This is a genomic window from Deinococcus humi (genome assembly GCF_014201875.1).
In the GTDB taxonomy this organism is placed as follows: domain Bacteria; phylum Deinococcota; class Deinococci; order Deinococcales; family Deinococcaceae; genus Deinococcus; species Deinococcus humi.
In genome coordinates, this window is the sequence record NZ_JACHFL010000003.1 from 154,710 (window position 1) to 181,468 (window position 26,759).

Below are 26,759 nucleotides of genomic sequence, written 5' to 3' on the forward strand. Positions count from 1 at the left end.
CCGAATGTTCCATTGACGGCGGCAAGCTCACACAAAGACACGAACTGGCTTTAATCTGCCTGAATAGGCACAGGAAAAGGGGAGAGGGAGGCGGGCCCTGTTGGCCGCCTCCCTCTTTTTCTTCCCTAACGCTTATAGCATTTTTGCTGTGATTTCCACCTGTCGTTTCGCCTGATGCCGGATGCTGGCTTTGTCAGCATCGCTCAGGGGCTCGCCGTCGGCGGTCACGCTGGTACCGTACGGATTGCCACCCGATGCGAAGATCACCGGATCGGTGTAACCGGGCGGCACCAGGATTGCGCCCCAGTGCATGGCCGTGATGTACAGAGTCTGCAGCGTGGTTTCCTGGCCCCCGTTGGGGTTCTGGGCGCTGGTCATGGCACTGAAGGTCTTATCGGCCAGTTTCCCCGTTCCCCACAGACCGCCCAGGGTATCGATAAAAGCGCGAATCTGGCTGCTGGCGCCGCCGAAACGGGTGGGCGAGCTGAATAGGATGGCATTGGCCCATTCCAGGTCATCGGGGGTGGCCGTCGGCACGTCAGCGCTACGTTCCTGCTGCGCCTTCCAGGCATCCTGGGTGTCGATGACGGCCTGCGGCGCGGTCTCCTGAACTTTCAGGACGCGCACCTCTGCCCCGGCGGCGCGTGCGGCCTCGGCAGCCTCGTTCGCCATAGCATAGTTGGTGCCATAGGTGGAGTAGTAAACGATGGCAAGTCTGACTGCTTTGGATTCCGATTCACTTTGATTCGTCATGCTCCGAGCCTACATCATAGCTGTTAATAGTTCAATATTAAGTCAAATTAATGGGGGATGGGAACGCGTAACTGTGCAGGACTTACCTGCCCGATTTACTCTGTCCCGCCCTTTCTTGTGTAGCTTAATTTCAACTGAGGTTGCTGTGGCGACACGATATCCCTCGGGTGGTAGATGTCCTACGCGAGGGATGTCGCGCACAACGGCTTACCTGCTTTTGCCCGTTGCATTTGCAGAAAATTGTTAGGGACGCAGCACCTACTAAGCCGAATGGCGTACGTTAATGCACTTAATGGTGTAGGTAATATAACGTTTCCATCTTCAAAATAGTTTCATTATCTTAAACATGATGGTGACCTTATGAGCAGTCTTGATCCCCCCCTGAGCCCGTGTACCGCGTTAGCCGGGAGCGACGATCCCGTCGAGCGCTTGACCACATGTATGCGCCAGCTTCACCGTCTGGTCTCCGATCAGCTGATGGGCAGCCTGCAAAGTGAACTGCAGGGCGAGGACGTGAGTTTCACGCAGATGACTGCGCTGTACAAGGTCCGTGCGTTTGCGCCTATCAGCGTGACAGTGCTGGCCGAACAGCTGGGCGTCAGTCTGCCCGCCACCAGCCAGCTGATTCAGGAACTCGTGGGGCGCAAGCTGATGGAACGCCGCGAGAATCCCCAGGACCGGCGCGAGAAGCTGCTGGCGCTGAGCGAGAAGGGACAGCAGTTCCTGACCGTCAAGGAAAAGAACATGATGGGCGCTTACAGCGAGGTCTTCGGGCAGGTCCGTCTTGAAACTCTCCAGACGGCTGAAAGCGCGATCAATGCCCTGCTCAGCGAGATCTACAAGTCCAGCCCCCGCCCCGCCGACCGTCCCCCCACCCCTTCCGAGGAACGACTATGATCCGAAACGCACCACCCTCCGGGGACCCCAACCCCGAAGACCGCATCAATTACGCCGAGGTACTGCCGCATCAGACCAAGATCCTGATTCTGATTGGCACCCTGCTGGGGCTGTTCCTGTCGGCGCTGGACCAGACCATCGTGGCCACCTCGCTGCCGCGCATCGTGGCCGATCTGGACGGCCTGAACCTGTACGCCTGGGTCACCACCGCCTACCTGCTGGCTGGTACCGCGATGGTGCCCATCTACGGCAAACTCTCGGACATCTACGGCCGCAAGCCGGTTCTGATGTTCGGTATCGTCGTCTTTCTGATCGGCTCGGCGCTGTGCGGCATGTCCGGTGAGCCATTTTTTGGCAACCTCTTCGGCGGCGGCATGATGCAGCTGATCGTGTTCCGGGGCCTGCAGGGCTTCGGCTCGGCGGCATTGACCTCGGTGGCGTTTGCCATCATCGCCGATATCTTCGCTCCCGCAGAACGTGGCCGCTATCAGGGTCTGTTCGGCGCCGTCTTCGGCCTGAGCAGCGTGATCGGCCCTTTGCTGGGCGGCTTCCTGACCGACAACATCTCCTGGCGCTGGGTCTTTTACGTCAACCTGCCCATCGGGTTGATCGCGCTGGCTTTCATCTTCAGCAAGATGCCGCGTCTGGCCAGTGGCCTCAAGCCCAAGATCGACTATATCGGTGCGGTGCTGGTCCTGACCTTCTCGGTCCCGTTGCTGCTGGCGCTGACGTTTGGGGCTGAGCCGGAATACGGCTGGACGGACCCCACGGTATTGGCGCTGTTCGCGGGCGCAGCGGTGTCGCTGATCGCCTTCCTGTTCGTCGAGTCGCGCCACGAGAGTCCTATTCTGCCCCTAACGCTGTTCAAGAACCCCACCTTTGCCTGGGGAGTGACGGCCCGCTTCTTCCTGGGGGCGGCCTTCCTGGGCGCGATCCTGTTCCTGAGCCTGTATCTGGTCAACGTGCAGGGCGTCAGCGCCACCAAGGCCGGGACCGCCACCATCCCGCTAACCGTGGGCCTGATCATCGGTTCGGTGGCCAGCGGCCAGCTCGCTTCGCGTCTGGGCCAGTACAAGAACCTGATCCTGATCGGTCTGCTGATGATGGTGGGCGGCTTCTACCTGCTGTCCACCCTGAACGCCGACACGGCCTACAGCCGGGTGATCGTGTATATGGTCATCCTGGGCCTGGGTATCGGCCCTGCCCTGCCGTTGTTCACCCTGGCGATCCAGAACGCCGTACATCGCTGGGAAATCGGCGTGGCGACCTCCAGCGGTCAGTTCTTCCAGCAGATGGGCAGCACCATCGGCACCGCCGTGTTCGGCGCGGTGCTGACCAGCACCCTGGCCACCCAGGTCCCAGAGCAGTTCCGCGCCGCCGAGGCCGGCCAGCCACCAGCGGTGGTGGCGCAGCTGGAAACCGCTGCCAAGCAGGCGTCTAATGCGGGCAGCGCGCGAGGAGGCGGGGACGCGCCCACCTTTGACAGCGTTCAGTCCAAGATCACTGCGGGCTTTGCCGCGTCCTTCGGCAGCGTGGAGACGGCGGTGCAGGGCGGCGATCTGAGCGCCCTGACCCAGGACCCCAGCCTGCCTGAAGCGCTGCGCAGCGGACTGGGCAACATACCCGCCGCCGCCCTCCAGAGCGAGGAAGGCAAGGCGAGCGTGCTGGCGCAGATCAAATCGCAACTGGATAGCGCCCAGACAGCGGCCATCGCCGAGGCCAAAAAAGTCTTTGATCTGTCCAGCCGTGCCTTCAAGGTGGCCTTCGCCAACACCATCAGCCGCATTTACCTGATCAGTATCTTCGTGGCCCTGCTGGCGTTCCTGGCCACCCTGCCGATGCCCAACCTGAGACTGCCCAAGAAGGGCGAGGGCCAGGGCGGGCCACAGGGAGAAAAGCGCGGCGGTCTGGCTTCGTTGGAAGGCTGAGCACCCCAGTTTAGGAGTGGGAGGCGGGCTGAGACGGGCCTGCCTCCTGCTTTCCTTTCCATATGGCCCGACCTCTCAATGGGTTTGGCGGCCTCCTGCCCTTCAGATGAAAAAGGCGGCGCAACCAGAACAGGGTTGCGCCGCCTTTCTTTGACCCGCTCAATTCAGCAGCGTGCCCCGAATGCCCTGGGCGCAGGCCATGCGGTGGCGGACATCCTGCGCGTCCAGCGTGCCGTGTTCGCGCAGGCCAGCCGCCACCACGCCGATCTCGGCCCAGGCGCGGCGCACCAGGGCGCGGGTGCGGGCAGACAGAACGGCCAGGTAGGCGTCCAGCACCTCGCGCTCCTCCGGTTCGGTCAGGGCGGCCTCTAGCAGGGCGTGGGCGTTGCGGCATTCGGCAGGCTGGGGTGCACTCAGTCCCAGCAATTCGGCGGCCACGGGCGCGGCCAGCGCCGCCATCACCACGTCTTCCAGCAGGCCACGGTTGGCGCGCATGGCTTCCACGTCAGGGGAGAGGGCGTAGCGCACAGCCGGACCATTTGCTACGGACACCGCCTCGATCCGCAGCGGCGCGCGGCCCGACAGCTGGGCCAGGACGGCCTCAGCAGCTACCAGCGTGGCCATACTGTGAAGATCAGGAAGGGCGGTGGGTGCGGGAAAGGGAGAAAGTCTGGGCATTATTCCGAGTCCTCTGCTCAGGATTAGAGCACAGATGGACGCAGCCGGAAAGGGAGGAAGTGGCAAAAGCGGAGGCTCCCTTGATGGGGAGCCTCCGCTCAAAGGGGAGCAAAATGTTACTGCTGGGCGCTGGGCTGCTTGCCCTGAGCATCGCTGCTGGGGCTGAAGGTCAGGCACTGGGCCATGTCCGCGCTCATGCTGACCTCGATTTGCCCGGCGGTGCACTTGTGATCGCTGTTGAAGCGGCAGGAGGTGGCGTCGCAGCGGCTGACGGTGGTGTTTTCGTTCATGTCCGCACTTTAATGACCCGAACCCACCTCTTCAGTGTGCTGCCGCGTCATGTAAACAGACCAGAGAGATCAAACAGAGTCGTTTAGTCGGATATCAAAAGCGTGTTTAATGCGTTGTCGGCGCGTCATGGCACCTGCGCTCAAGTACTAATGAAACAAGAATCAAGAAGAGAAAAAGCCGGGAGGAATTGATTCCCCCGGCCTCTTTTTAAGATCAGCTTTCGCTAGCTGTGAACCGTCGCGCCGCGCTGGCGCTGACGCAGTTCTCGCGTCTTGAGGGCTTCGGCGGCGAAGAACGAACCGACGACCGCCACCACCGAGCCAACCTGCAGAAGCACACCGTCCCAGGTGGCGTGCAAACCCAGCCACAGCCCCAGGCTGGCCGGCAGCGTAAAGGGCAGCGGGTGAACCGGCAGCCAGCCCACCAGTTGCAGGGTATGCACCGTATTGCCCACCATGACCGCCAGCACCGCCGCGATCAGCACGCCCGTCCAGACCAGCAGCTTCTTCATGGGCAGCTTGGCCTGCCACCTGAAGACCGCCACACCCACGCCGATAACCAACGCCAGTCCGACGGCCGTGCCACCCAGCACCGACGCCGCGCCCGCCTGCAGCACCAGCGATTGCAGGAACAGGGTGGTCTCGAAACCCTCGCGGTAGATACTGGTGAAGCCCAGCACGGCCAGCCCCCACCACTGGGCGCGCATGGCCCCGTCCACGGCTCCGCCGCCGTGCGCCAGTTCATGCTTGTGCTTCTGGAACGAGGCCATGCGGTCCGTCCAGTACACCTGATGGAAGAACCAGTTCATGATCAGCAGCAACACGCCAATGGCGATCACGCTGACCACGGCCTCCAGCTTCTCGCCGTAGCGGCCCAGCAACGACAGCGCGCCCTGCATGATGAACCACGTGATGGCCGTGGCCCCGAAGGCGGCGGCGGCTCCCAGCCACATCGGGCGGCGCAGGTGACGCACGGAATCGCGCCGCAGACTGCCCATCAGCGCGGCCAGGATCAGCACCGCCTCCAGTCCCTCGCGGAACACGATGATGCCGGCATTGGTGGCTACAGCGACGGGAGCGACCTCAGTGCCCAGAATCTTGGCAATATTTTTCAGCGTGATCTGAAGCTCGGCTCGGGTGCCCTTGAACTCGCTGGCCGGAGCCTGCTTTTTAATCAGTGTCGCCAGGCCTGTCGGGGCTGTGCCGTTCCAGATCAGTCCTTCCAGATGGGCTTTCAGTTCAGGATTGAAGACGGCGATGCGCGCCTCGGTGCCGCTTTCCAGCAGGGCGTAGGCGTCCAGGCGGGCCGCTTCGGCGGCAGACCACTCTCCTGCGCTGGCGGCGGCCATCACGGCGTCCAGCTGCGTGCGGACCACATCCAGATCCGCGCCCGCATCGGCCTTCTGCCAGTCGGCGGGAAAGGCCGCCTTCACCTTGCCCAGCAGGGTCCTGACCTGCGTTTCCACCTCGGCCGGAGCAGCAGGCCGGGCGGTCATCGCCTGCGGTGAGAGGGCGGCGTTCAAAGAGGCAAATTCGGAGCTGAGCGTCCGAGCCGCGTCCTGATCGGGCAACAGCGGGGCGATGTCGGCCAGCGCGGAGACCGCGCCTCCCAGGAAGGTACGGGCCTCGCCCACCTCGACCTCCTGCGTGACTACGGCACGGCCCCCGTCCAGCTTGACGCCGCGCGCGTATTCCACCGGCACCAGCGATAGGAAGCGCGTGACCTGCGAGGCCCGCGCCGTCAGCTCACGTTCGCTCAGGGGCGCGGCGCGGAAACCCGAAAGGCTGGCCTGCACGGCGGGAAGCGAGCTGGGAAGCGCTGCGAACTGCCCTTCCAGCCGCGTGGCGGCGGCCTCCCCGTGCTGGCCCACGTAGGCGGGCTGCAGCAACTGAAAGTAGCCCTGCGCCAGCGCGGCCTGTCCAGCGGCCAGGGTGCGGAATCCGCGTGCCTGGGAGACTTCCAGTTCCCTTAGCGCGTCGTTCAGCCGCGCCTGATACCCGTCCAGCACGTCCGAGCGCACGGCTTTCAGGGCCGCGTCCGGCTTCAGCGTTCCGGTGGCCAGCGCCTCAATGGCCCCGGTGGCATCAACGTTCAAGCGGGTCAGGGGGCTGGCGACGCGGAATTCGCGGGCAGCCAACCAGTCGCGTGCGGCGTCGGCGTTCCCAGCCTGCACGCTCTGCTGCAGCCCAGTATAGGCGCCGCGTAATAGGGCGGTCCAGGCGGTGGCCCCGGCACGGTTCAGGGCGATCTCGTCCCCCTGACGGGCCGCGGCGTCGGCATCCTTAAGCGCGGCGCCAACCTCGCGGGCAGCAGTGGGATCGGCGACCTGCCACTCACTCTGCACGGTCTGGTAAGCCTTGCTCGCCTGCCCGACCAGTCTTGATGCCTCGGCACGGTCAAACGAGACTTCCAGCCCAGCCTCAGCCAGTGAGGAGCGCATGGTCTCGGCGGGTGTGGCGAGGTCTGCGGCGTCGGCAAGTCCGGCGCTCAGGGCCAGCAGGGCAGCAATGCAAAGGCTCCTCATCACTCTACCTGCACGCCCAGCAACGCTGCCGCCTGGGTGATGCGCCCCGTGATGACGGTGGCGCGGTTCTGGGCCTCGCGCTGTAGTTGCTCGGCCTGCTCGGGGGTGTAGCGGCGGGTCTGCTCGCGGGCCACCAGCTTGTTCACGTACAGTGCCAGCTCATCAAGGCCCGACTGGATCTGGGTGTCCAGCGTGGCGTTTCTGGCCTTCACGTCGGGGCTCAGGCCCCGGTACATTGCCCGCCACGAGCTGACGTTGCCCACCAGATCGGCCATGCGCGAGATCACCACGAAGTCCTTGCGAACGCTCCTGTTGCCCATCACGAAAGGACTGGACTTCCAGTCCTCGAAGAAGACCGGCCCAACGGTGGGAACATTGCCCACCAGTGCTCCGAACACGTCCTCCCGGCTGGGATTCCAGGCCCTGGCGGCTTTCTGCAACTCCAGGGTCTGACGGTGCAACTCGGCGGCGGCGGCCTTCAGGACATTGGCGTCGGGCAGCGCATCGCCGAAGTCCATTCGGCCATTGCCGTCCACGTCGAACGCCACTCCGCTGTTGTACGCCTTCACCGTGCCCCACAACGTCCCCTCGTTGACGCCGAAGAGGTTGCCCGGCTTGAAGAGCGTCCGGCCGTCCGGCAACTTCAGGTCAAATGGCACCACGTCCTCGCCGCCGTCCGCCGCGCTCGTGCCGGCGTCCAGAATCACGTCGAACTCGATCAGTGACTCCACTCCTGCCACGATGCCTTCAATGTCCTCATAGCCAGGGCTGGCCTTCGTCCACCCGGCGCGGGCGGCCTGAAGAGTGGCGCGGGTCTGGGGATTTTTCGCCAGCGTCCGGTAATTGAAATTTGCACTTTTGGCCAGTGTGTAATACCGGTCTGCCGCCGCGTTCAGCGCCCGCGTCCCGGCCAGTTGCGTTTCCAATTTGCCGCTCAGATAGGTCTTGACGCCGCTCAGATCGGCGGCGTGCGCGGAGGACAGCAGGCCGAAACCCAATGTGACGGTCAACAGTGGTCGTGATGGACGCATGGTTAGATACTGAACTATCCTGAGTAAGTAAGTCAAGATTGATTTGGAGAAGAAGTGGAGGTTGTCCTATGTGGATTTCAACGCGCGCGCAGTACGGTCTCCGTGCCCTGATCGAGATTGGCCGTCAGCCGGGCGAACCCATCTCGCTCAAAGAGGTGGCGACGCGCCAAGACATCAGTCTGCATTACCTGGAGCAGATTGTCGGAGGCCTGCGCCGCGCCGGTTTCGTGCAGAGCGTGCGCGGGGCCAGGGGCGGTTACCAACTTGCCCGCGCCGCCGCCGACATCAACGCTTACGAGGTGGTCACCACTCTGGAGGGCAGCATTGCCCCGGTGCAGTGTGTGGAGGACGATCACACCTGTGAGAGCCAGAACGTCTGCGGCACCCAGGAACTGTGGTTCCGGGTTGACGCTGCGTTGCGCGAGGTGCTGGGCAGCACCACCCTGGCTGACCTGATTGTGGAAGCGCAGGAACAGCAGCACGCTCGCCTGATTCAGCTGGCCTGAAGAGCGTGAGGGCTGGAACGATTGGGCAGGCTAATTGCTTGCTTGATCCTGGCCCAAAGCGCCTTGAAGCCAATCGAAAGAGGCCCAGCCGCCAGACTGGACCTCCAGAGGAACGCGCCAGCTGGGACTCAGACCCTAATGGTCACGCGGGCCTTGTCGTCTTCAAGGTGAATGCTGTCGATAAAGCGCACCACCCGGGTGGCGTAGCCCATGACCAGCGTGTGAGTTCTGGCCCCACCTGCGAAGCGCCGCACGCCGTCCAGAATCTCGCCGTAGGTAATACCAGTGGCCGAGAAGACGATCTGCGAGCCGGGGGCCAGATCCGCGGTCTTGTAGATCCGGTTCTCGTCCACGCCCATCGTCTTGAAGCGTTCGCGCATGGCGTCGTCCTCAGGGAGGAAACGGCCCTGAATCTCGGCCCCCAGGCATTTGCAGGCCGCCGCGCTCAGCACGCCCTCAGGGGCGCCGCCCGAACCCATCAGCGCGTGGACGCCGCTGCCGCGCACGCCCACCGCAATGCCCGCAACCACGTCACCGTCGCCGATGAGCTTGACGCGTGCGCCCGCCGCCCGCACCCGCCGGATCAGGTCGGCGTGGCGTTCACGGTCCAGAATGGTGATCATCAGGTCATCCACGTCGCGGTCCAGGCTCTGGGCCAACACGTTCAGGTTGGCCTCCACCGGCCAGTCCAGGTTAACCCGGCCCGCAGCCGGGGGCGGCACGATCAGCTTTTCCATGTAGCAATCGGGCGCATGCATCAGGCCCCCACGTTCGGACAGGGCGATCACGGCCAGACCGTTGGGCAGCCCCTTGGCGGTCACCTCTGTGCCCTCCACCGGGTCCACGGCGATATCCACCTCGTACTGCCCGTTGCCCACCTGCTCGCCGATGTACAACATGGGCGCCTCGTCCATCTCGCCCTCACCGATCACCACGGTGCCCCTAATGTCCAGCGAATTCAGCAACTCGCGCATGGCTTCGGTGCCTGCGCCGTCCACGGCATTCTTGTCACCCAGGCCCATGAACTTGCTGGCGGCCAGCGCCGCGCCCTCGGTCACGCGCGCCGTTTCCAGCACGAGCGCGTGCTCGAAGCTCTGCACGGTCTTCGGACTGGGCGAGCGCTGCGAACCTGTTTCGGGCGGGGTCGTGGACGTTGCCTCGGAGGAATGGACGGGGGCGGGGGTGGAATTGGACTTCGCGCTCGGCTGCCGTTTGGAGGTCATACCAGAGACGCTAACACGCCCATCCCGATTTCAGGCCGCTGGGAGCGTTTCCAGCACAGGATTTACTATGATGTGTAGAACAAGTGATACGGAGTGCATCGTTGTTATCCAGACTCCCACCTGCTGAGCGGCCTCAGTACAGCTCAGTCACCCTCCGAACACCTGGAGCACAAAGGACTAGAGCTTTTCATCCTCCTGAGCTTGATCCGCTCTCGTGCCCAGAAACGCTGCTGGGTCTCTTCCTCTGAAGGCCGTGTGTAACCCATTTTTGTTCACTTCAGCACGCCGATCCAGACCAGCAGGCCCCACAAGATCACCGGAATGGCCAGCGAGCCGACAATCAGCTTGAGCAGTCGCCACCAGTCATTCAGAAACTCGCGCATGTGGTCAGGGTAGCAGGCCAGGGATTGGGCGGTCTGTTCGTGATCCCCCGTTGTGCGCCGGGGTGAAAAGGAGCTGGGGAGGGCCTGGAATTGGTTGACATTACTTTGGAGCGGGAAGCGACTGGGCGCTCGTAAGGGTGTCAGGCCCAAGCGTCGGCACACTCTTTACCGATCCTCTTCAGGGATATTTCAACATTGCTATCTGCTGAACCGGTCTTGATCAGGCGACGCTTTTGATATGCCGTGCGGCGATTTGGAGACTTGTGATGATCCCCGTCATAAAACGAGCCCCTACAATCGGCGGGTGACCACCTCCGGCAAATTTGCGGCCCAGAAAGTGATACTCGACGGCGATCCCGGCCTGGACGATGCCGTGGCGTGGCTGCTGGCCCTGGCCAGTCCGGAGGTGGAGGTACTGGGGATCACGGTCACGCACGGCAATGTGGGTCTGCCCCTGACCGTTCACAACGCGGGGGTTACGCTGGCTCTGGCTGGGGCTGCGGGCGCGAATGTGCCGTACTTTGCCGGAGCACATGGGCCGCTGGTGCGGGATCTGATGACGGCAGCGGCGGTCCATGGTGCCTCCGGCCTGCCCGCCCAGGGACTACCGCAGCCTGCACAGCCACCCGAAGACGAACATGCTGTCGATTTCATCATTCGCACCGTCCGCCATCATCCGAACAAGGTGACGTTGCTGGCATCTGGTCCACTGACCAACCTGGCGCTGGCCTTCCGGCTGGCCCCCGAATTGCCCGAATTGGTCAGGGAGGTGGTCTGGATGGGCGGCAGCACGACCGGCGGCAACGCGACTCCAGCGGCGGAATTCAACGTGCTGGCCGATCCGCATGCGGCCCACATCGTTTTCGAGTCCGGTGTGCCGTTGCGTATGGTGGGCTTGAACGTGACTATGCAGTGTATCGCCGACCCTGACAGAATCACCGCCCTGCGGGGCCTGGGTAACCGCGTAGGAACGGTGTCTGCCGAACTGCTGACGTTCTATGCGAGTGTGTATCGCGCGCGGTACGGCCTGAGCGGGGGCGCGCTGCATGATCCCTTGGCCGCCGCGGCCGTGATTCGCCCGGACCTGCTGGACTGGCATGACATGCATGTGGACATCGAGGTGCATGAGGGAGTGAACTTTGGCCGGACGGTTTGTGACCTGTACGGGTCTACGGGCCGGCCCACGAATGCCCGGGTGGCCGTTGGCGTGCGTGACGAGGCGTTCTTCGCTCTGTTGCTGGAACGTCTTGGACAGCTGCCATAGGCGGGATCGTGGCTTCTATTGCCTAGCTCATGGATAGTTTAAAGATGCAGGTCACCGGGGCATTTTCGCCTTTGCATGAGCAAATGTTCACTGGCTCAGACCAAGTGCGGCGTCAGGTTTGACCACCTGCCCCCCGGCGCGCTAAGATTCCGTCCGCGCCGTGGTGCGCTGGGCCGATGTGGCGGAATGGTAGACGCACTCGACTCAAAATCGAGCGGGAAACCGTGGGGGTTCGAGTCCCCCCATCGGCACCAAAAGCAAAAGACCCCGTATTAGACGGGGTTTCTTGCTTTTCTATTTCGTTCGCAGAAACTTCACTGAGAGCGCTTTCCGGCAACTGGCTTTTTATTTGGATTCGGTGAGAAGGGAGAGCAGGGAAGAGGTGCCGTCCCCGCTTCACACCTGATGTTCTGGGCAGGGTTCGATGAATTCCACGTCCAGCTAGCAGTAGGCGGCGTCCAGTGCGCTGGGTCCAGCTCTACAGACTAAGCGGCCTAAGCAGCTGCTTGGGCCTCTTTATGGCAGCCCAGGTAATCCGCCAGGGCCGCGCACTCCTGTTCGCTGGGTAGATCATCCGAGAGGCTCTGATCGGCGGCATACATGCGGGCAAGCTGATCACCGATCTCGGTGGGAGTCATCTCACTCGGGTGCATGGTGGTGACAGGATAAGGCCGCACCGGGACAATGAACGGCCACAGGACACCTTACCTTCTTTCATTCCGCTTCCTTACCGAGCAACAACCTCTCTAAGGAATGGATGGTCGGTAAGATCGTGCCCCGGTAGTTCCGGCAGGGCATGATGCTCGGACATGGATGACTGGATGCATCAACTTGACTCCGAATGCATATGACGCTATATTTTTAAACATCAAGGCGGCCAAATTGGCCGCCTTTCTCTTTGTTTCTAGACCTTCTTCGGGTGACCTCGAAGGAAAAGACGCCATTTTCCGAACTTGCAGTGCAGGGCCTGGGCTCCATCGTGTGTTCACGCCTGTTGGTGGAGAGACAGGGGGCGTTGGGCAGTAATGATCTATTTCTGGCGCGCCACCTCGTGCCAGTCAGCGGAGCCGTATCAGGGGTTCAGGTCATATGCGTTCTCCGGATCCGTCAGCCACACATCAGTGGAGATGAACGTCGACCGAAGACTCAGGGCAAAAGCCTCTTTCTCTTCCTTGTCACCGAAATCCATATCCTCTGTGAAGATATCCATGAGGGCGTCGACGTCGGAGGGCATCACGGTGCATATTTCGCCCAGCCCGTTCGAGCAAGAAGCGTTAATCTGTGCGTCTTCTGGTCATCAGCGCGAGGAGTTCATGTTGCCGCCGGGCCGCTAGGTCAGGCAGCCCATGCTCGCGGGCCCACAGGAGCCTCAGCAGGGTGTGCCATACGCGCAGGAATCCCAGTTCAGTCAGTGTGGCTTTCACGTCGAGGGCGCTGTACGCGGTGAGCAGATCACAGGTCCAGTCGAGCCCGAAGGTTTCGTGAAGATACAGGAGGTCACGCGCGGGCCGTCCCAGCGTCATGCCATTGAAGTCGATCACACCGACGGCGCGGCCTTCATCCACGAGGACGTGATCGACGGAGACCTCGCCGTGGAGGAGCGCGGGCGGTGCGTCGTCACTCCTCAGGAGGCGGAGGTGCCCTTCAAGTTCGGCTTCCAGGAACGCGGTTAGGTCCTCGTCCGCGCCACCCGTGCGGTACTCGGCGAGGTCCTGGCGGTACAGGTCAGGGGCCGCCCCGTGAAGCATGTGGTCGTCGCGCATTGAGAAGGCGTAGGCCGTCTCTGGGACGCCAGATCGTCGGGCAAGAGCAGGATCGAAGGCGTGGAGCTCACGAAAGAACGTGGCGAGATCTCGCGCCAGGGTGGCGGCGTCGACCTCGCCGCGTTCCTGCGGGTTCAGGTAGCCGAGGGGGGTGCCGGGCACGGCCTCGTACAGCACAAAGGCGCGTCCCTCCAGTCGACCGTGGCACTCCACTTGGGGTGCGCGCAGCGTGAGCGTCCCCGCGAGATGCGGCATGACGCGCGCGACGCGCTCCAGACAGTGGGAGGCGTGGTTGTGGCGGGCCAGGAGCAGCACCCGTAGCGGTGTGGTGTGTACGGACCATGCCTGGCAGTAGTCGCCCTGTCCGGCAGGCATCAGCTGAGGGGTGGGCAGGTCAGGAAGGCACGCCTGAAGGGCGCGCTCTGGCGCGTGGGTGATCATGTGGAGCCTCCGGGGCGGGAGCGCAGGTGCAGCAGGTGGGCGGCGAATCGTGAAGTCGTTCCGAGAGCCCGGCGCGCCGCTCGCCAGCTAAGGTCACTTGCCGCACGGTGCCGGGAGGCTCACCGGGGCCACTGTAGCTCCGATGCGGTCCTGTGACGGGCGGCACTGCGGCCCCCCACAGCACGAGGTGCGCTCGGTGGCGCGCGAAGCCCGAACAGATACACTGGACATAGCCCCGAACTCGCGGGGCGCTTCCGGGTCATGACCCCTGACCGGGCGGGAATGCAGCAAGGTACAGCCCCAATACAGCCGCGAGCCCGTGACGACTTCCTGCACGATGAAGGCAGTCCTGCGGGCCATAGACGTGAAGCCTCCGGCCAAGCTCGTCGGCCACTCCATTGGCGGCCTGATCGCTCTGGAGTCCGCCGCCGATTCCCGGACATGGTCCATGCTGTTGTCCTACTGATCAGCTCTCATCCACAGCAGCTCGCGCGGTTCGTCATTGTGCTTTCCGCCGATAGTTGATTCGCCCGTCAATTGGTGGCCCCTGGTAATCTGGGCTCCCACCAGGAGGGGTATCTCTGCGTTGTCAACGTTGCGAACCCGTGCACGGATCAGGAGCTGGTGCTGGCCTGCAACGCCTCTTGCTCCGGTGTAGCTGGCCAGCCTGAGAACGGCGGACATGCCAACGTCGGGCGGCGCTTCCCTAAACCACTTTTAGTGAACAGCTGGAGGATGAGGCAATGTGAATGTTCAGAATTGTTGTGTTTGTAGGCATTCTGGCTGCCCTCTGTCCCCGCCTATTGCCTGCTGCGCCTGACGGCGAGCACACCGTACAGGGCGGTCAGGCACAGGCAGAGCGGGGTGTACAGCCGCGCATCGTTGCGGGCAAACCGGCTCTCGGTACGCTGCCGGGTCAAGCCGACCGTGCGGCCATCCCCGACGGCCCGCAGCAGGAACACGAGGGTGGTCAGGCGCAAGGGCCAGCGCATCCGGGGCGAGGTGGCGTCCAGGGCGGCCGCGCTCATGCCCGCCAGCCCTGCGGCCACACCCAGCGTCATCACGGGGGAGGGCATGAACAGCGGTCCGCCGCCGTCCGCCTCGGGGAGGGCCGCTGTCAGCCCCACCTTGCCGCCGGCTGCCCAGTACACATGCACGGACGCGATGGTGCCCGTGAGCAGGGCCGCACCGATGGAGACGGCACGGTGGGCAGTCAAGGCTTGAAGCATGGGCACATCACACCCTGCCCAGGGCTGCGGAATGTCCCTGGCAACACCCAAGTGCGTTGGGACGCGATATGGGGCACCTTACCGCTCGTCGCACGGTGGTCACAGGAGAGGGCATCCTGCGTGGTGCGCGGCTCCGACGCATTGAGGTCCACAACCCTACGGATCGTCCCGCAGCACAATCTGACGGCCCCAGCGCCCGTCCCGCAACCAGACAATCAAGCGGTCAGGGCATCTGAAGCCTGCACATGCCCCATGCCGTATCTACCTTTGGCCCCGAGATGCAGATAGCGAAGGACCTGCTCCGGGACGCTCGACATGCGCATGGCAGCCTGCTGTCTCGTGCCCAGACGCACCCAGTCCTGAAAGCCGCCCAGAATGACCTGCTGGGTGTCGAGGCTCGCTGCCGCAATGTGCAGATGCTCCAGGCTGGAGCCCCACTTGGTAGCGATTGAGCCAGGCGCCGATGCGCGGGACCGTCCCCAATGTCTGCCAGCGTCAGTGGAGGCCGGCGAGGTCCTCCAGGGTGGCGTGCAGCGCGTCGGTGTGAAAATCCTGGTAGAAGGCTGGGACGCTGCCGGGCCGTTCGCCCAGCCGTGCCAGGGCCTGGGAGTAAGACGCCCCGGTGAGCTCCCCGGCCTCCAGGGGGCGGCGCAGCCAGTCGGCGGGTGAGGAAAGCTGCCCCAGTTGCGCGCGCAGGAACTCGAAATGCTCGAGATTGCGCGTGAGGAGCTCGGGCGTGGTGGTGCCCCCGTGACAGGGCAGCACCACCCGCGGTTGGAGCGCCTGGAGACGCTCGAGGGAAGCCCGGGTGACCGCGAGCTGGGCCCCACCCCGCACTTGGGGAAAAGGATGCTCCGCCGCGTCGCCCGCCAGGACCGTGCTCAGCTCCGGAATCCAGATCGACACGTGATCGGGGGTGTGGCCCGGTGTGGGCAGGACGTCGAGGGTGAGGTCGCCGCCGTGCAGGGTCAGGCGCTCGGGGAAGGTCAGGTCAGGCGCGACCAGGGTAACGTCGGCGAAGCGGGCGTCTTGGGCCTGCTGCTGCCGCAGGCGGTCCAGGGCAGGGGCGGAGCGCAGGCGATCCCGGGTGGCCTCGCTGCCGATGAGCAGGCCCGGCAGGTCTCCCTCTGGGGCGAAGAGGCGGTTGCCGTACACGTGGTCCCAGTCCGCATGGGTGTTCAGCACCAGGACCGTGCGTCCGGCAACGTCCGGGCGAACCGCCTCAATCACTTGACGCATCAGGGCGGGGGTCGCCATGGTGTCCACGAAGATCAGGAAGCGGGCGGTGACCACGGCGAAGGTATCTACCTCCTCGCCGGCACGGAACCAGCGAATCCGTGGGTCGACCTCCGGGTGACGCAGCTGCTGCACGTGGGTGGGCGGGCGCGGGCTGACCATGGAGAGAGTCTGCCAGGAGAGCGCCCCCGATGTCGCCGGGTGCCTGCCTGGGCCAGGTGTGGACCCGCAGAGGATCAGGGCGACGTCTGGAAAGGGGGAGCGATCCTTCTGGAAGGAATGGTGCTGAAGGTCAGGCTGCGGCGCCACGTCCATGCGCAATGCCACAGCCCGGCAGCGGCTCGTGCCCGAAGATGCGCCACATATTCAGCGACACGGTGCCCGCCAGGTCGGCCCTGCCTGGGCCTGGCAGGTTCATGCGCCATCGGTTGGGGCTGAAGCCACGAGGACAAGGGTATGGCAGACTTGGGCGGTGAGCCCTGAACAAGGCCGTCGATCGGTTGAGCTGCCTGTGAGGTGGTGGGGCGACGAGGACGTCCACGTCCACGGATCGCTCCCGCTCAATCCTGCGGCGACAGCCCTGGCGCTGGTGGACTGCGACGGCGGTCTCGAGCCTTCACGGTACGACCACCGGGTCAAACTTCAGGCCATCGCACCCGCGCTCCAGGCCGCCAGGGCAGCTGGGATCAGGGTGCTCTACTTCCACAACGCTCCGGGTGGCGAGGGTGGGCCGCTGAACGTTCACCGTGACCTGCACGGACTGCGCCACGGGCGAGAGCGGCTCGGGCCGCCCGGGTGGAAGCCGGTGCGCCCGGTGTACCTGGAGGAGCTGCGCCCACAAGACGACGAACCGGAGTTTCAGAAGGCCCATCAGGACGGCTTCCGGGACACGGCTGCTGACCCGTACTTGCGGTCGTGGGGCGTGACGACGCTGGTGCTGGCAGGGTTCAGCCTGAAGTCGTGCCTGTACCACACGGCGTGGGCGGCGCAGGAGCACAACTACCGGGTGGTGGTGTTGCGTGATGCGACGTGCCCGTCGGGCAGCAAGGAGTACGCGGACACCCTGGACCCAGGCCATCCTGAGGGGGGATGGATGAGGGGGGCGGTGTTGCGGCTGATCGAGACGAACGTGGGCTACACCTCGACCTCCTCGGCGTTCGTCTGGGCCTGCACCGAGCTCCGGTCCGTGGTGGGGGACAAGCCAGTGGAGCCGCCAGCTCAGCTCAGGCCATCAGACCCAGGTGGACGCTGAACCCGTGGGCTGTCAACTTTGGCCCGTCACGCTGATGGTGCATGAGCCCGCCTTACGCCATGGGCCAAACCATTAATGGCTGTGCCTGACCTTACCCTGGAGCCGCTCTGGTCTATGGTCACGCACCAGACCGTGCCGTCCATGGCTCAGTGCGGGGGCCTGCTCGTGTGTCCTGCGCGGCACTCCAAACTGATCGCGCTGGACTTCACCACAGGACACGAGCGCTGGCGGGCCAACGTCCTGAGTCCGTGGGGCAATCTGGCGCTGAGTGCCACCCATGCCTATTACCTCAATCAATACTCGCGACTTGATGCCTTTGACCTTCGCAGCGGGACCCAGGCGTGGTCCACCGAACTCCCTGGAACCTTCGGGTGGCTGCATGCCGACGAGCATTCGGTCGTGGCCGGCGCCTGGCGGAACTACGCTCCCCTGACGTGCCTGGAGGCCAGCACAGGACAGCGGCGCTGGACTGTGCCACTCGGCCGCGAACGGGTCTGGAGAACGGCGATCTACGCGCCGTTGCAGGCCGTCGCCGTACTTCAGGAGACGGAGGGCCGGATCCGGTGGTTCTCGCTTCACGGCAGGGCTGAACTGCAGGCCCTGACCCTCGGTGGGCTGCGGGCCGAGTCCATCGACTTCATTCCTACAGGTGTGTTTGGGCAGGAGACACGGGGTCTGCTGTTGCGTGCGGGGGCGGGTGACTTCTACCGTCTGACCGGGCATCCAGTCTCGGTTGAACATCACCGGACCAGGCAAGACCTGCTTTCATCGCAGCTGGACGAACGTGATGGGCAGGTATTCTTTTTGAACCGCCAGCGGGCGTTCTGCGCCTATGACCTGCAGAAGCAGCGCACCCTGGTCATGGAACAGGTGGACCACCAGAGGGCGGATCACTTGCCTGCCCGGAAGTTGGCCGACGGGACGTACCTGTTGGGAACGTCAATGGGAACGCTGTGGCACTTTGATGCGGCCGGCAAGCGGATCAGCCGCCGTCGGGTGGGCAAGCGGGTGACCACAGACCTCTTCACCGATGGCCGGACAATTGCTTTTGGAACCGCCAGTGGGACGGTGCTTGGCTTTCAGTGCTGAGTGCTGCGCAGGTGCTGACGCGGTGAGTCTGAACTCAAAGCACTGCTTTCGCTCTGACCGACCAGAGTTGAGGGTCCACGAGCAGGACCTTGTCCCTTTGTATGGTGGTGACACGAAAAGGTGTCTACGATGGAGCCATGCCCATTGCTTATGACGCCCGAGACCACGAGGGCGAACGCCTCGCCGTCTTCCAACAGGTCTGGGACAAAATCGCTCCACGTCTTCAGACCTGGGTGCGGGGACAGGCATGAAGATCGCGGTCTTCGGGGACGTTCACGGCAACCGATTCGCGCTGGAATCGGTCGCCCAGGATATCGAACGTCAGGCACCAGACGCCTGGATCAACCTCGGCGACCAGCTGTTCGGTGGGGCGGATCCGGCGGGGGCGTGGCAGTTGCAGCAGGAGCTGAAGGCCAGGCACGGGGTGCTGGAGGTGCGGGGCAATACCGACGAGCGCCTGGGCCAGCCCCTGACCGAAGCCACCGAGAAACGCGAGATGCTGGCCTGGCTCCACCGCGTGCTGCCGAAAGGTGTGGGCGCCTCCGTGGCGAAGTTGCCCACCAGCGTGACCCTGGCAGACGGCGCGGTGCTCGCGGCACACGGCGCGCCTGGCAGCGCCTGGGAGTACCTGCTGCGGGACGGGAAGCAGTGGGCGAGTGACGCCCTCGTGTGGGAGCGGCTGGGGAACACGGGCGCCGCACGCGTCGTGATCGTGGGGCACTCTCACCTGGAGCATCTCCGGCAGCTTGGGCCGCTCACGGTCGTTAACGCCGGGGCCGTCTCCCGTCAGAAGGACGGTTCCCCGCTCGCCCGCTGGGTGCTGCTGGAGGGCGAGGGGGACGCCTGGACTGTGACGTTCCGTCGAGTCGCCTACGATGTGGAGGCGGCCGCCAGCTGGGCTGAGCAGCACGCCTGCAAGGGTGCGAAGGAAGCGGCGCAGTTGCGCGCCGGAACGTCGCAGAAGCCGGTTTCGTGAGGAACACCCAGCCCGCCTCCAGGCTGGGCACGCCATCCAGTCGGTCCTTTCTGGAAGTGCTGTTCGCTTTTGGCCGCCTGGGCCTGACCAGCTTTGGCGGTCCTGTGGCGCACCTGGGATACTTCCGCGAGGAGTTCGTCAACCGCCGCCGCTGGCTGGACGAGCAGAGCTACGCGGACCTCGTCGCCCTGTGCCAGTTCCTGCCCGGTCCGGCCAGCAGTCAGGCCGGCATGGCCATCGGCATCAGCCGCGCAGGTCTGTGGGGGGCACTCGCCGCCTGGCTGGGATTCACGCTGCCCAGCGCGGTCCTCCTGGTGCTGTTCGCGCTGGGCGTGACCGCCGTGGGGGACCTGGGCGACGCGGGCTGGCTGCGTGGCCTGAAGCTCGTGGCCGTTGCGGTGGTGGCGCAGGCCGTCCTGGGCATGGCGAGAACGCTCACGCCAGATCGTGCGCGCGGGGCGCTCGCCCTGGGGGCCGCTATCGCTGTGCTGCTCGTTCCCACCGCCTTCACCCAGGTGCTGGTGATGGTCGTGGCCGGACTGATCGGTCTCCGCCTGCTGCCTGGTGCGGGGACCGTCGCGGGCGCGGGGCTGCCACTCAAGCTGTCCAGGCACCTGGGTGCGACCTTTCTGGGGGTGTTCGGACTGCTGCTCGTCGGCCTCCCCCTGCTGCGTGAGGCGCTGGGTGGCCCGGTGCTCAGCCTGCTGGACAGCTTTTACCGGGCGGGTTCCCTGGTTTTCGGGGGCGGACACGTCGTCTTGCCCCTGCTGGAGGCTGAAGTGGTGCCGAGCGGCTGGGTGACCCACGACGCTTTTCTCGCGGGGTATGGGGCCACCCAGGCCGTTCCTGGGCCGTTGTTCACCTTCAGCGCTTACCTCGGAGCTGTCAGCGAGGTGGGCCTTCCCCGCTTGGCCGCTGCAGCCGTGGCGCTGGGGGCCATCTTCCTGCCGTCGTTCCTGCTGGTGGCCGGCTCCCTCCCGTTCTGGAACACGCTGCGGACCCAGCCGGCCGCACAGTCGGCGCTGCGGGGCGTGAACGCTGGGGTGGTCGGCATTGTGCTGGCCGCCCTGTATACGCCGGTGTTCACCGCCGCGGTCGCGTCGGCGCTCGACTTCGCGCTGGTCCTGGGGGCGTTCGCCCTGCTGGAGCATGCGAAGCTGGCCCCCTGGTTGGTGGTGGCGCTCTCCGCACTGGCCGGGTGGCTGCTGCTGTGAGTGGGCCCATGCCCCCGCCACAGGCTTGGACCCGGCGCTGGACAGAGGAAAGGACATGAAGAGACTGGCACCTGAGGACACACCAGCACTGCAAGAAAAAGCGGACGCGCTGGTCACCGTAAAAGTGCGCCGCCCTGGGGAGTCTGGCGCCGGACACCTGGAGGGGGCAGTGCACACACCCAGCGCCGAATGGCGGCGCCTGATGGAGCGCCCCTTCGGCGGCCCGGTCGTCGCCAGCTTGGACCATCTGAGCGCTTCTCGGGGTAGACAGGCGGCAACCCGGTTTGCAGCGCTGGGCGCCAATGCCAGCGTGAGGGCAGGGAAGCGCCCTACGTGGCCCAGAGGCGAGGGAGCCCGGTGAATGTTGGCCCAGGAGTGGACGGAGCGTATGACGTCCTGGTGATCGGCGCAGGGCAGGCCGGGCTGGCGGTTGCGCGCGAGTTGAGCCGCACTGGGCTGTCGTACGTCGTCCTTGACGCGCAGGAGGGCGTAGGGGCGGCCTGGCGCCACGCCTGGGACTCGTTAAGGCTGTTCTCCCCGGCTCGCTGGAGTTCCCTGCCTGGCTTTCTGATGCCCGGTGGGGAAGAGGAGTACCCCCGGCGGAGCGAGGTGATGGCCTACCTCGCCGAGTACGAGCGGCGCTACGGACTGAACATCCTGCGTCCCGTCCGGGTGCAGGCCGTGATCCGCAACGGCGAAGGATTTCGGGTTGAAACCAACCGGGCCTCCTTCCAGGCGCGCTTCGTGGTGAGTGCGACGGGCACCTGGGACGCGCCCGTGATCCCGGACGTCGCTGGGAGGGCGGAATTCCGCGGTCTGCAGGTGCACTCTGCCTTCTACCGCAGGCCGCAGGCCTTTGCCGGACAGCGGGTGGTGGTGGTTGGCGGCGGCAATTCAGGCGCCCAGATCCTCGCCGAAGTCTCGAAAGTGGCGGACACGACCTGGGCCACCCTCAGGCCCCCGACCTTTCTGCCGGACGACGTGGACGGGCGGGTGCTGTTCGACGTGGCGACGCAGCGGTACCGGGCGCAGCAGGCGGGAGTGGCATTCAGCGCTCCGTCGCTGGGCGACATCGTGATGGTGCCGGGCGTCCGTGAAGCGCGCGAACGGGGCATACTTCACGCGCGGGCGATGTTCACCCGCATGACCGGGAGCGGCGTGGTCTGGCCCGATGGGCAAGATCAGGACGTTGACGCTGTGATCTGGTGCACGGGGTTCCGGCCGGCGCTGGAGCACCTGGCGCCCCTTGGGGTTGTGGGCCCAGAGGGGCGCGTTCAGGTGCAGGGAACGCACTCGGTCAGGGAGTCCGGGCTGTGGCTGGTGGGGTACGGGAATTGGACGGGGTTTGCCTCTGCCACCCTGATTGGCGTGGGGCGCAGCGCCCGGGCCACCGTGGGCGAGATCCGAGACGCGGCTGGACGGCAGCCCCCATCCGAGAACTGAGACCATTCAGTCGTGCTGAACAGCAGGGTTCTCCACCTTTCCTACCCTGTCCCCTCCGCCCACCAATGGTCTTGGAGGTGAAGGGTGATTCAGGACAGCGCGTTGCCATTCTTCTCCGTCAGGAGCCCTTTCCATACCTGACTTTCGATGGGACGGTGCAGGTGTTCAAGGCGCTGGGGGGCACGCACCGCCTGGGGACGCCGCACTGCCTCGCGACCACCGATGGAAGCGGCTGTTCCACCGGGCAGGACATCTGCATCTGCGACGTTCAGGAGACGCTCGGCCTCAGCCGGCCCACCACCAACCATCACATGAAGTTCCTGATGGATGCTGGCCTGATCAAGACCGAGAAACGAGGCAAGAACCCGTCCTACACCCTGACAGAGGCTGGCTCACAACGTCTTGATGGCGAAATCAAGTGCCCAGCTACCCCACCCAAGCAAGCCACCACAGTCAGCCTTGGGGTCTACACTGATCTATGGACCGCCTGCCGGGGTCTCCACTGCCGGGCGCGCTTGCTCCGCTGTATGGCCGCGAGCATGACCTGATTCAATTACTGAAGCTGCTCCATAGCGGTGTACGGCTTCTCACGCTTCGTGGCCCCGGTGGAATCGGCAAGACTGCCCTGGCCCTGCACCTGGCCCACGCCTTACGGCAACAGAGTGTGTCCCAGTTCGATCACCTGCAGTTCGTTGATCTCAGCGCCGTTCGTGAGCCCGAACAGGTCCTGGGCCTGGTCGCCGCCGCCCTGCCCGACACTGGACTCCGGGGCACATCAGAACGGCAGATTCAGGACTTCGCGGCCCGTCACCGTACCCTACTGGTCCTGGACAACTTCGAACAGTTGATGCCCGCTGCGCCGGGACTGGTTGACCTGCTGGCCAGCGCGGATAGCCTGCAACTGGTGGTGACCAGTCGGGCGGCGCTGCGGCTGCACGACGAGACCGAGTACCCGGTCGAGCCGCTGGCGCTGCCCTACCGTGTCCATGACGCCGCTTCGAGTGCCGCAGTGCAGCTGTTCGTCGCCCGCATGCAGGCCCTGACCCCCTCATTCACGCTGAACGAAGCTAACGCCACCCAGATCATGCGGCTGTGCAGGCTGCTCGAAAGGGTGCCGCTGGCGCTGGAACTGGCGGTCATGCGGACCCGCACGTATGCCCTGGCGGACCTGCTGACCCAGCTGGGACATCCGCTGGATGTCTTGAAGGCCGATTTCCGGGATCGGCCAGAACGCCTGCGGTCCCTGCGGGCGACCGTGCAGTGGAGCTATGACCTGCTGGACGAGGTGGACCGGGCAGTGTTCGAATGCTGTGCGGTATTCGCAGGTCCGTTCACACCGCAGGCGCTGGCTGAGGTGTGGGGCTCACCCGAAGTACTGGAGCGGGCGGAGACGCTGCTGGAGCAGAGCCTGCTCCAGCGGTTGGATACGCCAGACACGCTGTGGAAGATGCTTCAACCCTTGCGGGACCTGGCCCTGGAACAGCTGGAGCGTCACCCGCAGGCTGAAGTCTGGCGCGAACGGCATGCGTGGCACTTCCTGAACATGATCGAAGAAGAAAAGCGCAGCTGGGAGTCCGTTACGGTCCACCGCTATGACGGGTACCTGCCGCATTACCCGAACATCCGGGCCGGGATGCTCTGGGCCGTCGAGCAGCGCCACTCGGAGCTGGCCTACCGCTTCCTCAGGGCGGTCGTTGGGCTGTGGACGGTCCTCGGACTGCATGTGCAGGAGGCGCCCCTGGTGGACCAGGTGCTGGCTCTGCCTCGCCCGGAAGACCGCGTCACGTTGCTTGAGGCCCTGGAGGGCAGCCTGATCACACTGGCCTCCCTGGGGAAATTCAAGATCCTGGAAGCGCGGCTGCACGAGATCCTGGCGCTGCGCCGCGAGCTGGACGACGTGGTGGGCGCCACCTTCTGCAGGCTCTGGCTGGCAGAAGTGGCGCGCCACACCGGCCAGGGGGAACGGGCCTGGGCAATTGGGCACCAGGTCATCCGCGAGCTGCGAGAACAGGACGGTGACGCCCCGTTGCCTGCTCCACAGATCAACCTCCGGGCCAACGCCTACCTCTTCGGCGCCCATGACCTGCTGGAACTGGGCCACTACGGTGAAGCCCTGGAGTACGCCAGACTGGCGTACGACTCCTTCCAGGCCATGGGGAACCCGGTCTACCAACTGCAGTGCAGGCTCATGACGGGTTGCCTGCTGGTGTACCTGAACCGCCTGCCTGAAGCAGGCTCGCTGATGGTGTCCTGCCTCCAAGAGGCTGTGGACCAGGGGTTTAAAGGCGTCGTCGACGATGCGTTGTGTCCGGGGTTGGCCCTGGTGGCGGCCGAGCGGTCTGACTGGACGACACTGGTGCAGTTCCTGGGGTTCGTGAACTGTATGCACTGGGAGCGCTCGCAAAGCGCGCTGGTTCGCCGCCTGCGGCAGGAGCTGGCCAAGGCCCGGCAGGTCTTGGGCGAGACGGGGTACCAGCACGCCTGGACGACTGGGCTTCACCTGCACCTGGCGGATGTGGTGGAACTGGCCGAGCGGCTGATTCAGGCACCGATCTCGTTGGCCAGCGAACCCGAAGTGACCCTCCACCCTGAGTTGACGCCCAGGGAACTTGAGGTGCTTGCGTTGGTGGCGCAGGGTCATCCGGATCGGCACATCGCGAAGCTGTTAGGCATCAGCCCCGCCACGGCCAGCAAACACGTGGCCAACCTGCTGGGCAAGTTGGGCCTGCATAACCGCGTCGAGCTGGCACGTTGGGCCATGCACCACGAACCGGACAGGACTACGTAGTCCTGATAACACGGCCTCTACCGAATGCTGGTGATGTGCTGCAGGGAGCCATGAGCCTACTGTGAGGCATCAGTCAATTCAGGGTTCCGCTGAAAGGCTGTGTTCCAGGTGCGTTCCGCTTGCCTTCGCCGTTCGGTGCTCCGCCCTCGTCCCCGTGCAAGGAGTCCAGCCATGAGACCTGAGTTCGATCCCCACTTCAACGGCGCCTGGGACAAGCTCGACCGCTACCACCGGGAAGCGACCGCCGACACCGCCCTACGTCAGTGCGCGGACGCCCGCGAGCCGGTCCCGAGTGGGTGGTTGGATGCCTGGACCCAGCGTGTCCGGCGCTTCCTGCATTTGCAGCCCCGGCCAACCCACCTCAGCTGACGGCCCTCCGTCTTTCTGACCCTCAGCACGCTGTGGGGAAGGGCAAGCCTGCCCAGGAGTCATAGCACTCCAGGAGACCTCCATGACACAGTCCCTGCCGCTGGAGCTTCAGGCCGCCAATCACACCAACACCCGGTTCAAGAGTCTGCGGCATCGGCTCACCCTCGCATGCCTGCTGGCCTCGGTCCTCGCCGCATGTGGCACTCCGCCACCCGTGGTCAGCGCTAACCCTACCCTGACCACGCTCTCCAAGCCCGCTGCTCCCGCGGCCCCACAACGTCTGGTGAGCGGCCTGACCGGCTCTTTCGGCAGCACCATCGGTCCTGATGGTGCGCTGTACGTCACCCTCACTCTGGATGGCAGCATTCGGCGTGTCGATCCGAAGACGGGCGCCGTCAGTACCTTCGCCAGTGGTCTGCCTACCCCGTTTGTCCCTGAAAACGGTGTGGGCGTCGTGGATGTCGCTTTCATCGGCCACACAGCGTACGCGCTGGTCACCCTAGTCGGCCCGGACTACGGCGGCAACAGCCCGGTAGGTATCTACCGGATAGACGGCCCCAACAGCTTCACCCTGTTCGCGGACATCGGTGCCTTCTCGCTCGCCCACCCGCCGAAGCCGGCGTTCTTCGTGCCCACCGGGGCGCAGCAGGCGATCGAGCCTTTCCGTGGGGGGTTCCTGGTCACCGACGCGCACCACAACCGCGTGCTGCAGGTCACCAAAGACGGAGAGGTCTCGGAGCTGATCGCCTTCGGGAACATCGTCCCGACGGGCCTGGCGATCGCGGGGAACGCGGTGTACGTGGCTGAGGCCGGCCCGATTCCCCACCTGCCGCAGAATGGGAAGGTGGTGGCGTTCCGCCCAGGAGACAAGGCCGCGACCCAGGTGGCCGCCGGGGCCCGGCTGCTGGTGGACGTGAAGTTCGGACGCGGACGGACCCTCTTTGCGCTGGCGCAGGGCTTCTGGAACGGCCCCTATGAAGGCACTCCGGCGGATCCCAACACTGGTTCGCTGGTGCGGGCGAACTCAGACGGCACGTTCACAGCGGTGGCATCCCCGCTGGACCGACCGACCTCGATGGAGATCATCGGGAACACGGCGTACATTGTCACGCTCGGTGGGGAGGTCTGGACAGTGGACAACATCGCCAGCCCGCCTTTTGGAAAGTGAGGGGCGCCTGTCTGCCCGCCGCGTACTGACGGATTTGGTTGTTCACCGAGAGGTCAGGGACTTATAGGGGCGTGCCTGTCTCTGCCATGGAACACTTTGGGTTCGTTGTGGGCGCCAACGGGATCGTGCGGGTGGAGCACGATAACCTCGCCGGCAACGCTTACGGCTGCATGCGGACCTGAGATAACGGGAGCCCGAGAAGCGAGCCTTGCCCTCACCTGGGCGGGGCTCGCTTCGGTCCGGCCTCGCTGGGGCCTAAATCCACGAGAGTCTGACCACCAGCTCTCAGCGTGTGCAGTTGCCTAAGGCGCTC

27 protein-coding genes and 1 tRNA gene are annotated in these 26,759 nt (G+C 64.7%); 17 read left to right on the plus strand and 11 right to left on the minus strand.

Annotated features, from left to right (window positions below; genetic code table 11):
* Positions 1–132 precede the first annotated feature (132 nt).
* The gene (gene wrbA, locus HNQ08_RS07515) at positions 133–753 is read right to left on the minus strand and encodes an NAD(P)H:quinone oxidoreductase (protein WP_184129349.1); all 621 of its coding nucleotides are present in this window, start codon (positions 751–753) and stop codon (positions 133–135) included.
* A 360-nt stretch (positions 754–1,113) separates the two neighbouring features.
* Between wrbA and HNQ08_RS07520 the strand changes: the two genes are divergently transcribed.
* Positions 1,114–1,650, plus strand: coding sequence for a MarR family winged helix-turn-helix transcriptional regulator (locus HNQ08_RS07520; protein WP_184129351.1), 537 nt, complete (start codon positions 1,114–1,116; stop codon positions 1,648–1,650).
* Positions 1,647–3,578 (plus strand): MDR family MFS transporter, encoded by a 1,932-nt coding sequence (locus tag HNQ08_RS07525; protein ID WP_184129353.1) that lies wholly within the window; start codon positions 1,647–1,649, stop codon positions 3,576–3,578. The genes HNQ08_RS07520 and HNQ08_RS07525 overlap by 4 nt, the downstream gene beginning before the upstream one ends.
* Before the next feature lie 159 nt (positions 3,579–3,737).
* Here HNQ08_RS07525 and HNQ08_RS07530 read toward each other — a convergent pair whose 3' ends face one another.
* The 4 genes from HNQ08_RS07530 to HNQ08_RS07545 form a co-directional block, all read right to left on the minus strand.
* Positions 3,738–4,256, minus strand: coding sequence for a hypothetical protein (locus HNQ08_RS07530; RefSeq protein ID WP_184129356.1), 519 nt, complete (start codon positions 4,254–4,256; stop codon positions 3,738–3,740).
* Between the two features lie 116 nt (positions 4,257–4,372).
* A complete protein-coding gene (locus HNQ08_RS07535; RefSeq protein WP_184129359.1) occupies positions 4,373–4,546 on the minus strand; it encodes a DUF1540 domain-containing protein in 174 nt (57 codons plus the stop codon).
* A gap of 224 nt (positions 4,547–4,770) precedes the next feature.
* Complete coding sequence (locus HNQ08_RS07540; protein WP_229789995.1) at positions 4,771–7,071, minus strand: FTR1 family iron permease; 2,301 nt, start codon at positions 7,069–7,071, stop codon at positions 4,771–4,773.
* The gene (locus HNQ08_RS07545) at positions 7,071–8,102 is read right to left on the minus strand and encodes an imelysin family protein (protein WP_184129362.1); all 1,032 of its coding nucleotides are present in this window, start codon (positions 8,100–8,102) and stop codon (positions 7,071–7,073) included. The genes HNQ08_RS07540 and HNQ08_RS07545 overlap by 1 nt, the downstream gene beginning before the upstream one ends.
* 68 nt (positions 8,103–8,170) lie before the next feature.
* On the opposite strand from HNQ08_RS07545, the gene HNQ08_RS07550 reads away from it, so the two are divergent.
* Positions 8,171–8,608, plus strand: a complete 438-nt coding sequence (locus HNQ08_RS07550; RefSeq protein WP_184129365.1) for an RrF2 family transcriptional regulator — start codon at positions 8,171–8,173, stop codon at positions 8,606–8,608.
* Positions 8,609–8,736: 128 nt separating this feature from the next.
* Here the strand turns inward: HNQ08_RS07550 and glpX are convergent, their stop codons facing one another.
* Complete coding sequence (glpX, locus tag HNQ08_RS07555) at positions 8,737–9,831, minus strand: class II fructose-bisphosphatase (RefSeq protein WP_229789994.1); 1,095 nt, start codon at positions 9,829–9,831, stop codon at positions 8,737–8,739.
* Between the two features lie 687 nt (positions 9,832–10,518).
* On the opposite strand from glpX, the gene HNQ08_RS07560 reads away from it, so the two are divergent.
* Entirely contained in the window at positions 10,519–11,478 is a 960-nt protein-coding gene (locus HNQ08_RS07560) for a nucleoside hydrolase (RefSeq protein ID WP_229789993.1), read from the plus strand.
* Positions 11,479–11,650: 172 nt separating this feature from the next.
* Positions 11,651–11,732: transfer RNA gene (locus HNQ08_RS07565), tRNA-Leu, on the plus strand.
* Positions 11,733–11,972: 240 nt separating this feature from the next.
* Here the strand turns inward: HNQ08_RS07565 and HNQ08_RS07570 are convergent.
* The 3 genes from HNQ08_RS07570 to HNQ08_RS07580 all read right to left on the minus strand — a co-directional run bounded on the left by HNQ08_RS07570 (position 11,973) and on the right by HNQ08_RS07580 (position 13,682).
* On the minus strand, positions 11,973–12,131 hold the full coding sequence (locus HNQ08_RS07570) for a hypothetical protein (protein ID WP_184129371.1): 159 nt from the start codon (positions 12,129–12,131) through the stop codon (positions 11,973–11,975).
* A gap of 419 nt (positions 12,132–12,550) precedes the next feature.
* Positions 12,551–12,715 carry a hypothetical protein gene (locus HNQ08_RS07575; protein WP_184129374.1) on the minus strand — a complete coding sequence of 55 codons (165 nt, stop codon included), beginning with the start codon at positions 12,713–12,715 and terminating at the stop codon, positions 12,551–12,553.
* A 37-nt stretch (positions 12,716–12,752) separates the two neighbouring features.
* The gene (locus HNQ08_RS07580) at positions 12,753–13,682 is read right to left on the minus strand and encodes a phosphotransferase family protein (protein ID WP_184129377.1); all 930 of its coding nucleotides are present in this window, start codon (positions 13,680–13,682) and stop codon (positions 12,753–12,755) included.
* A 319-nt stretch (positions 13,683–14,001) separates the two neighbouring features.
* On the opposite strand from HNQ08_RS07580, the gene HNQ08_RS07585 reads away from it, so the two are divergent.
* Positions 14,002–14,148: an alpha/beta hydrolase gene (locus tag HNQ08_RS07585; RefSeq protein WP_184129379.1), complete on the plus strand. Its 147-nt coding sequence runs from the start codon at positions 14,002–14,004 to the stop codon at positions 14,146–14,148.
* A 334-nt stretch (positions 14,149–14,482) separates the two neighbouring features.
* Here the strand turns inward: HNQ08_RS07585 and HNQ08_RS07590 are convergent, their stop codons facing one another.
* Positions 14,483–14,899 carry a DUF3995 domain-containing protein gene (locus tag HNQ08_RS07590; protein WP_229789992.1) on the minus strand — a complete coding sequence of 139 codons (417 nt, stop codon included), beginning with the start codon at positions 14,897–14,899 and terminating at the stop codon, positions 14,483–14,485.
* Between the two features lie 257 nt (positions 14,900–15,156).
* Between HNQ08_RS07590 and HNQ08_RS07595 the strand changes: the two genes are divergently transcribed.
* The gene (locus HNQ08_RS07595; RefSeq protein WP_184129384.1) at positions 15,157–15,363 is read left to right on the plus strand and encodes a hypothetical protein; all 207 of its coding nucleotides are present in this window, start codon (positions 15,157–15,159) and stop codon (positions 15,361–15,363) included.
* Positions 15,364–15,406: 43 nt separating this feature from the next.
* On the opposite strand, the gene HNQ08_RS07600 is transcribed toward HNQ08_RS07595, so the two are convergent.
* Positions 15,407–16,309, minus strand: a complete 903-nt coding sequence (locus HNQ08_RS07600; RefSeq protein WP_184129387.1) for an MBL fold metallo-hydrolase — start codon at positions 16,307–16,309, stop codon at positions 15,407–15,409.
* Positions 16,310–16,619: 310 nt separating this feature from the next.
* On the opposite strand from HNQ08_RS07600, the gene HNQ08_RS07605 reads away from it, so the two are divergent.
* From HNQ08_RS07605 to HNQ08_RS07650, 10 genes are all read left to right on the plus strand, one after another.
* Complete coding sequence (locus HNQ08_RS07605) at positions 16,620–17,399, plus strand: isochorismatase family protein (protein WP_184129390.1); 780 nt, start codon at positions 16,620–16,622, stop codon at positions 17,397–17,399.
* Between the two features lie 114 nt (positions 17,400–17,513).
* A complete protein-coding gene (locus HNQ08_RS07610) occupies positions 17,514–18,488 on the plus strand; it encodes an outer membrane protein assembly factor BamB family protein (protein ID WP_184129392.1) in 975 nt (324 codons plus the stop codon).
* Positions 18,489–18,735: 247 nt separating this feature from the next.
* Complete coding sequence (locus tag HNQ08_RS07615) at positions 18,736–19,464, plus strand: metallophosphoesterase family protein (RefSeq protein ID WP_184129394.1); 729 nt, start codon at positions 18,736–18,738, stop codon at positions 19,462–19,464.
* Positions 19,461–20,678, plus strand: coding sequence for a chromate efflux transporter (gene chrA / locus HNQ08_RS07620; protein WP_229789991.1), 1,218 nt, complete (start codon positions 19,461–19,463; stop codon positions 20,676–20,678). Before HNQ08_RS07615 ends, chrA begins: the two co-directional genes overlap by 4 nt.
* A gap of 55 nt (positions 20,679–20,733) precedes the next feature.
* A complete protein-coding gene (locus tag HNQ08_RS07625) occupies positions 20,734–21,039 on the plus strand; it encodes a rhodanese-like domain-containing protein (RefSeq protein WP_184129396.1) in 306 nt (101 codons plus the stop codon).
* Positions 21,036–22,121 carry an ArsO family NAD(P)H-dependent flavin-containing monooxygenase gene (locus tag HNQ08_RS07630; RefSeq protein WP_221284062.1) on the plus strand — a complete coding sequence of 362 codons (1,086 nt, stop codon included), beginning with the start codon at positions 21,036–21,038 and terminating at the stop codon, positions 22,119–22,121. The genes HNQ08_RS07625 and HNQ08_RS07630 overlap by 4 nt, the downstream gene beginning before the upstream one ends.
* A 77-nt stretch (positions 22,122–22,198) precedes the next feature.
* Complete coding sequence (locus tag HNQ08_RS07635) at positions 22,199–22,669, plus strand: ArsR family transcriptional regulator (protein WP_229789990.1); 471 nt, start codon at positions 22,199–22,201, stop codon at positions 22,667–22,669.
* Positions 22,600–24,909, plus strand: coding sequence for an ATP-binding protein (locus HNQ08_RS07640; RefSeq protein ID WP_229789989.1), 2,310 nt, complete (start codon positions 22,600–22,602; stop codon positions 24,907–24,909). Before HNQ08_RS07635 ends, HNQ08_RS07640 begins: the two co-directional genes overlap by 70 nt.
* Positions 24,910–25,080: 171 nt before the next feature.
* Positions 25,081–25,278, plus strand: a complete 198-nt coding sequence (locus HNQ08_RS07645; protein ID WP_184129398.1) for a hypothetical protein — start codon at positions 25,081–25,083, stop codon at positions 25,276–25,278.
* 82 nt (positions 25,279–25,360) lie between these two features.
* Positions 25,361–26,446, plus strand: a complete 1,086-nt coding sequence (locus tag HNQ08_RS07650) for a ScyD/ScyE family protein (RefSeq protein ID WP_184129400.1) — start codon at positions 25,361–25,363, stop codon at positions 26,444–26,446.
* Positions 26,447–26,759 lie beyond the last annotated feature (313 nt).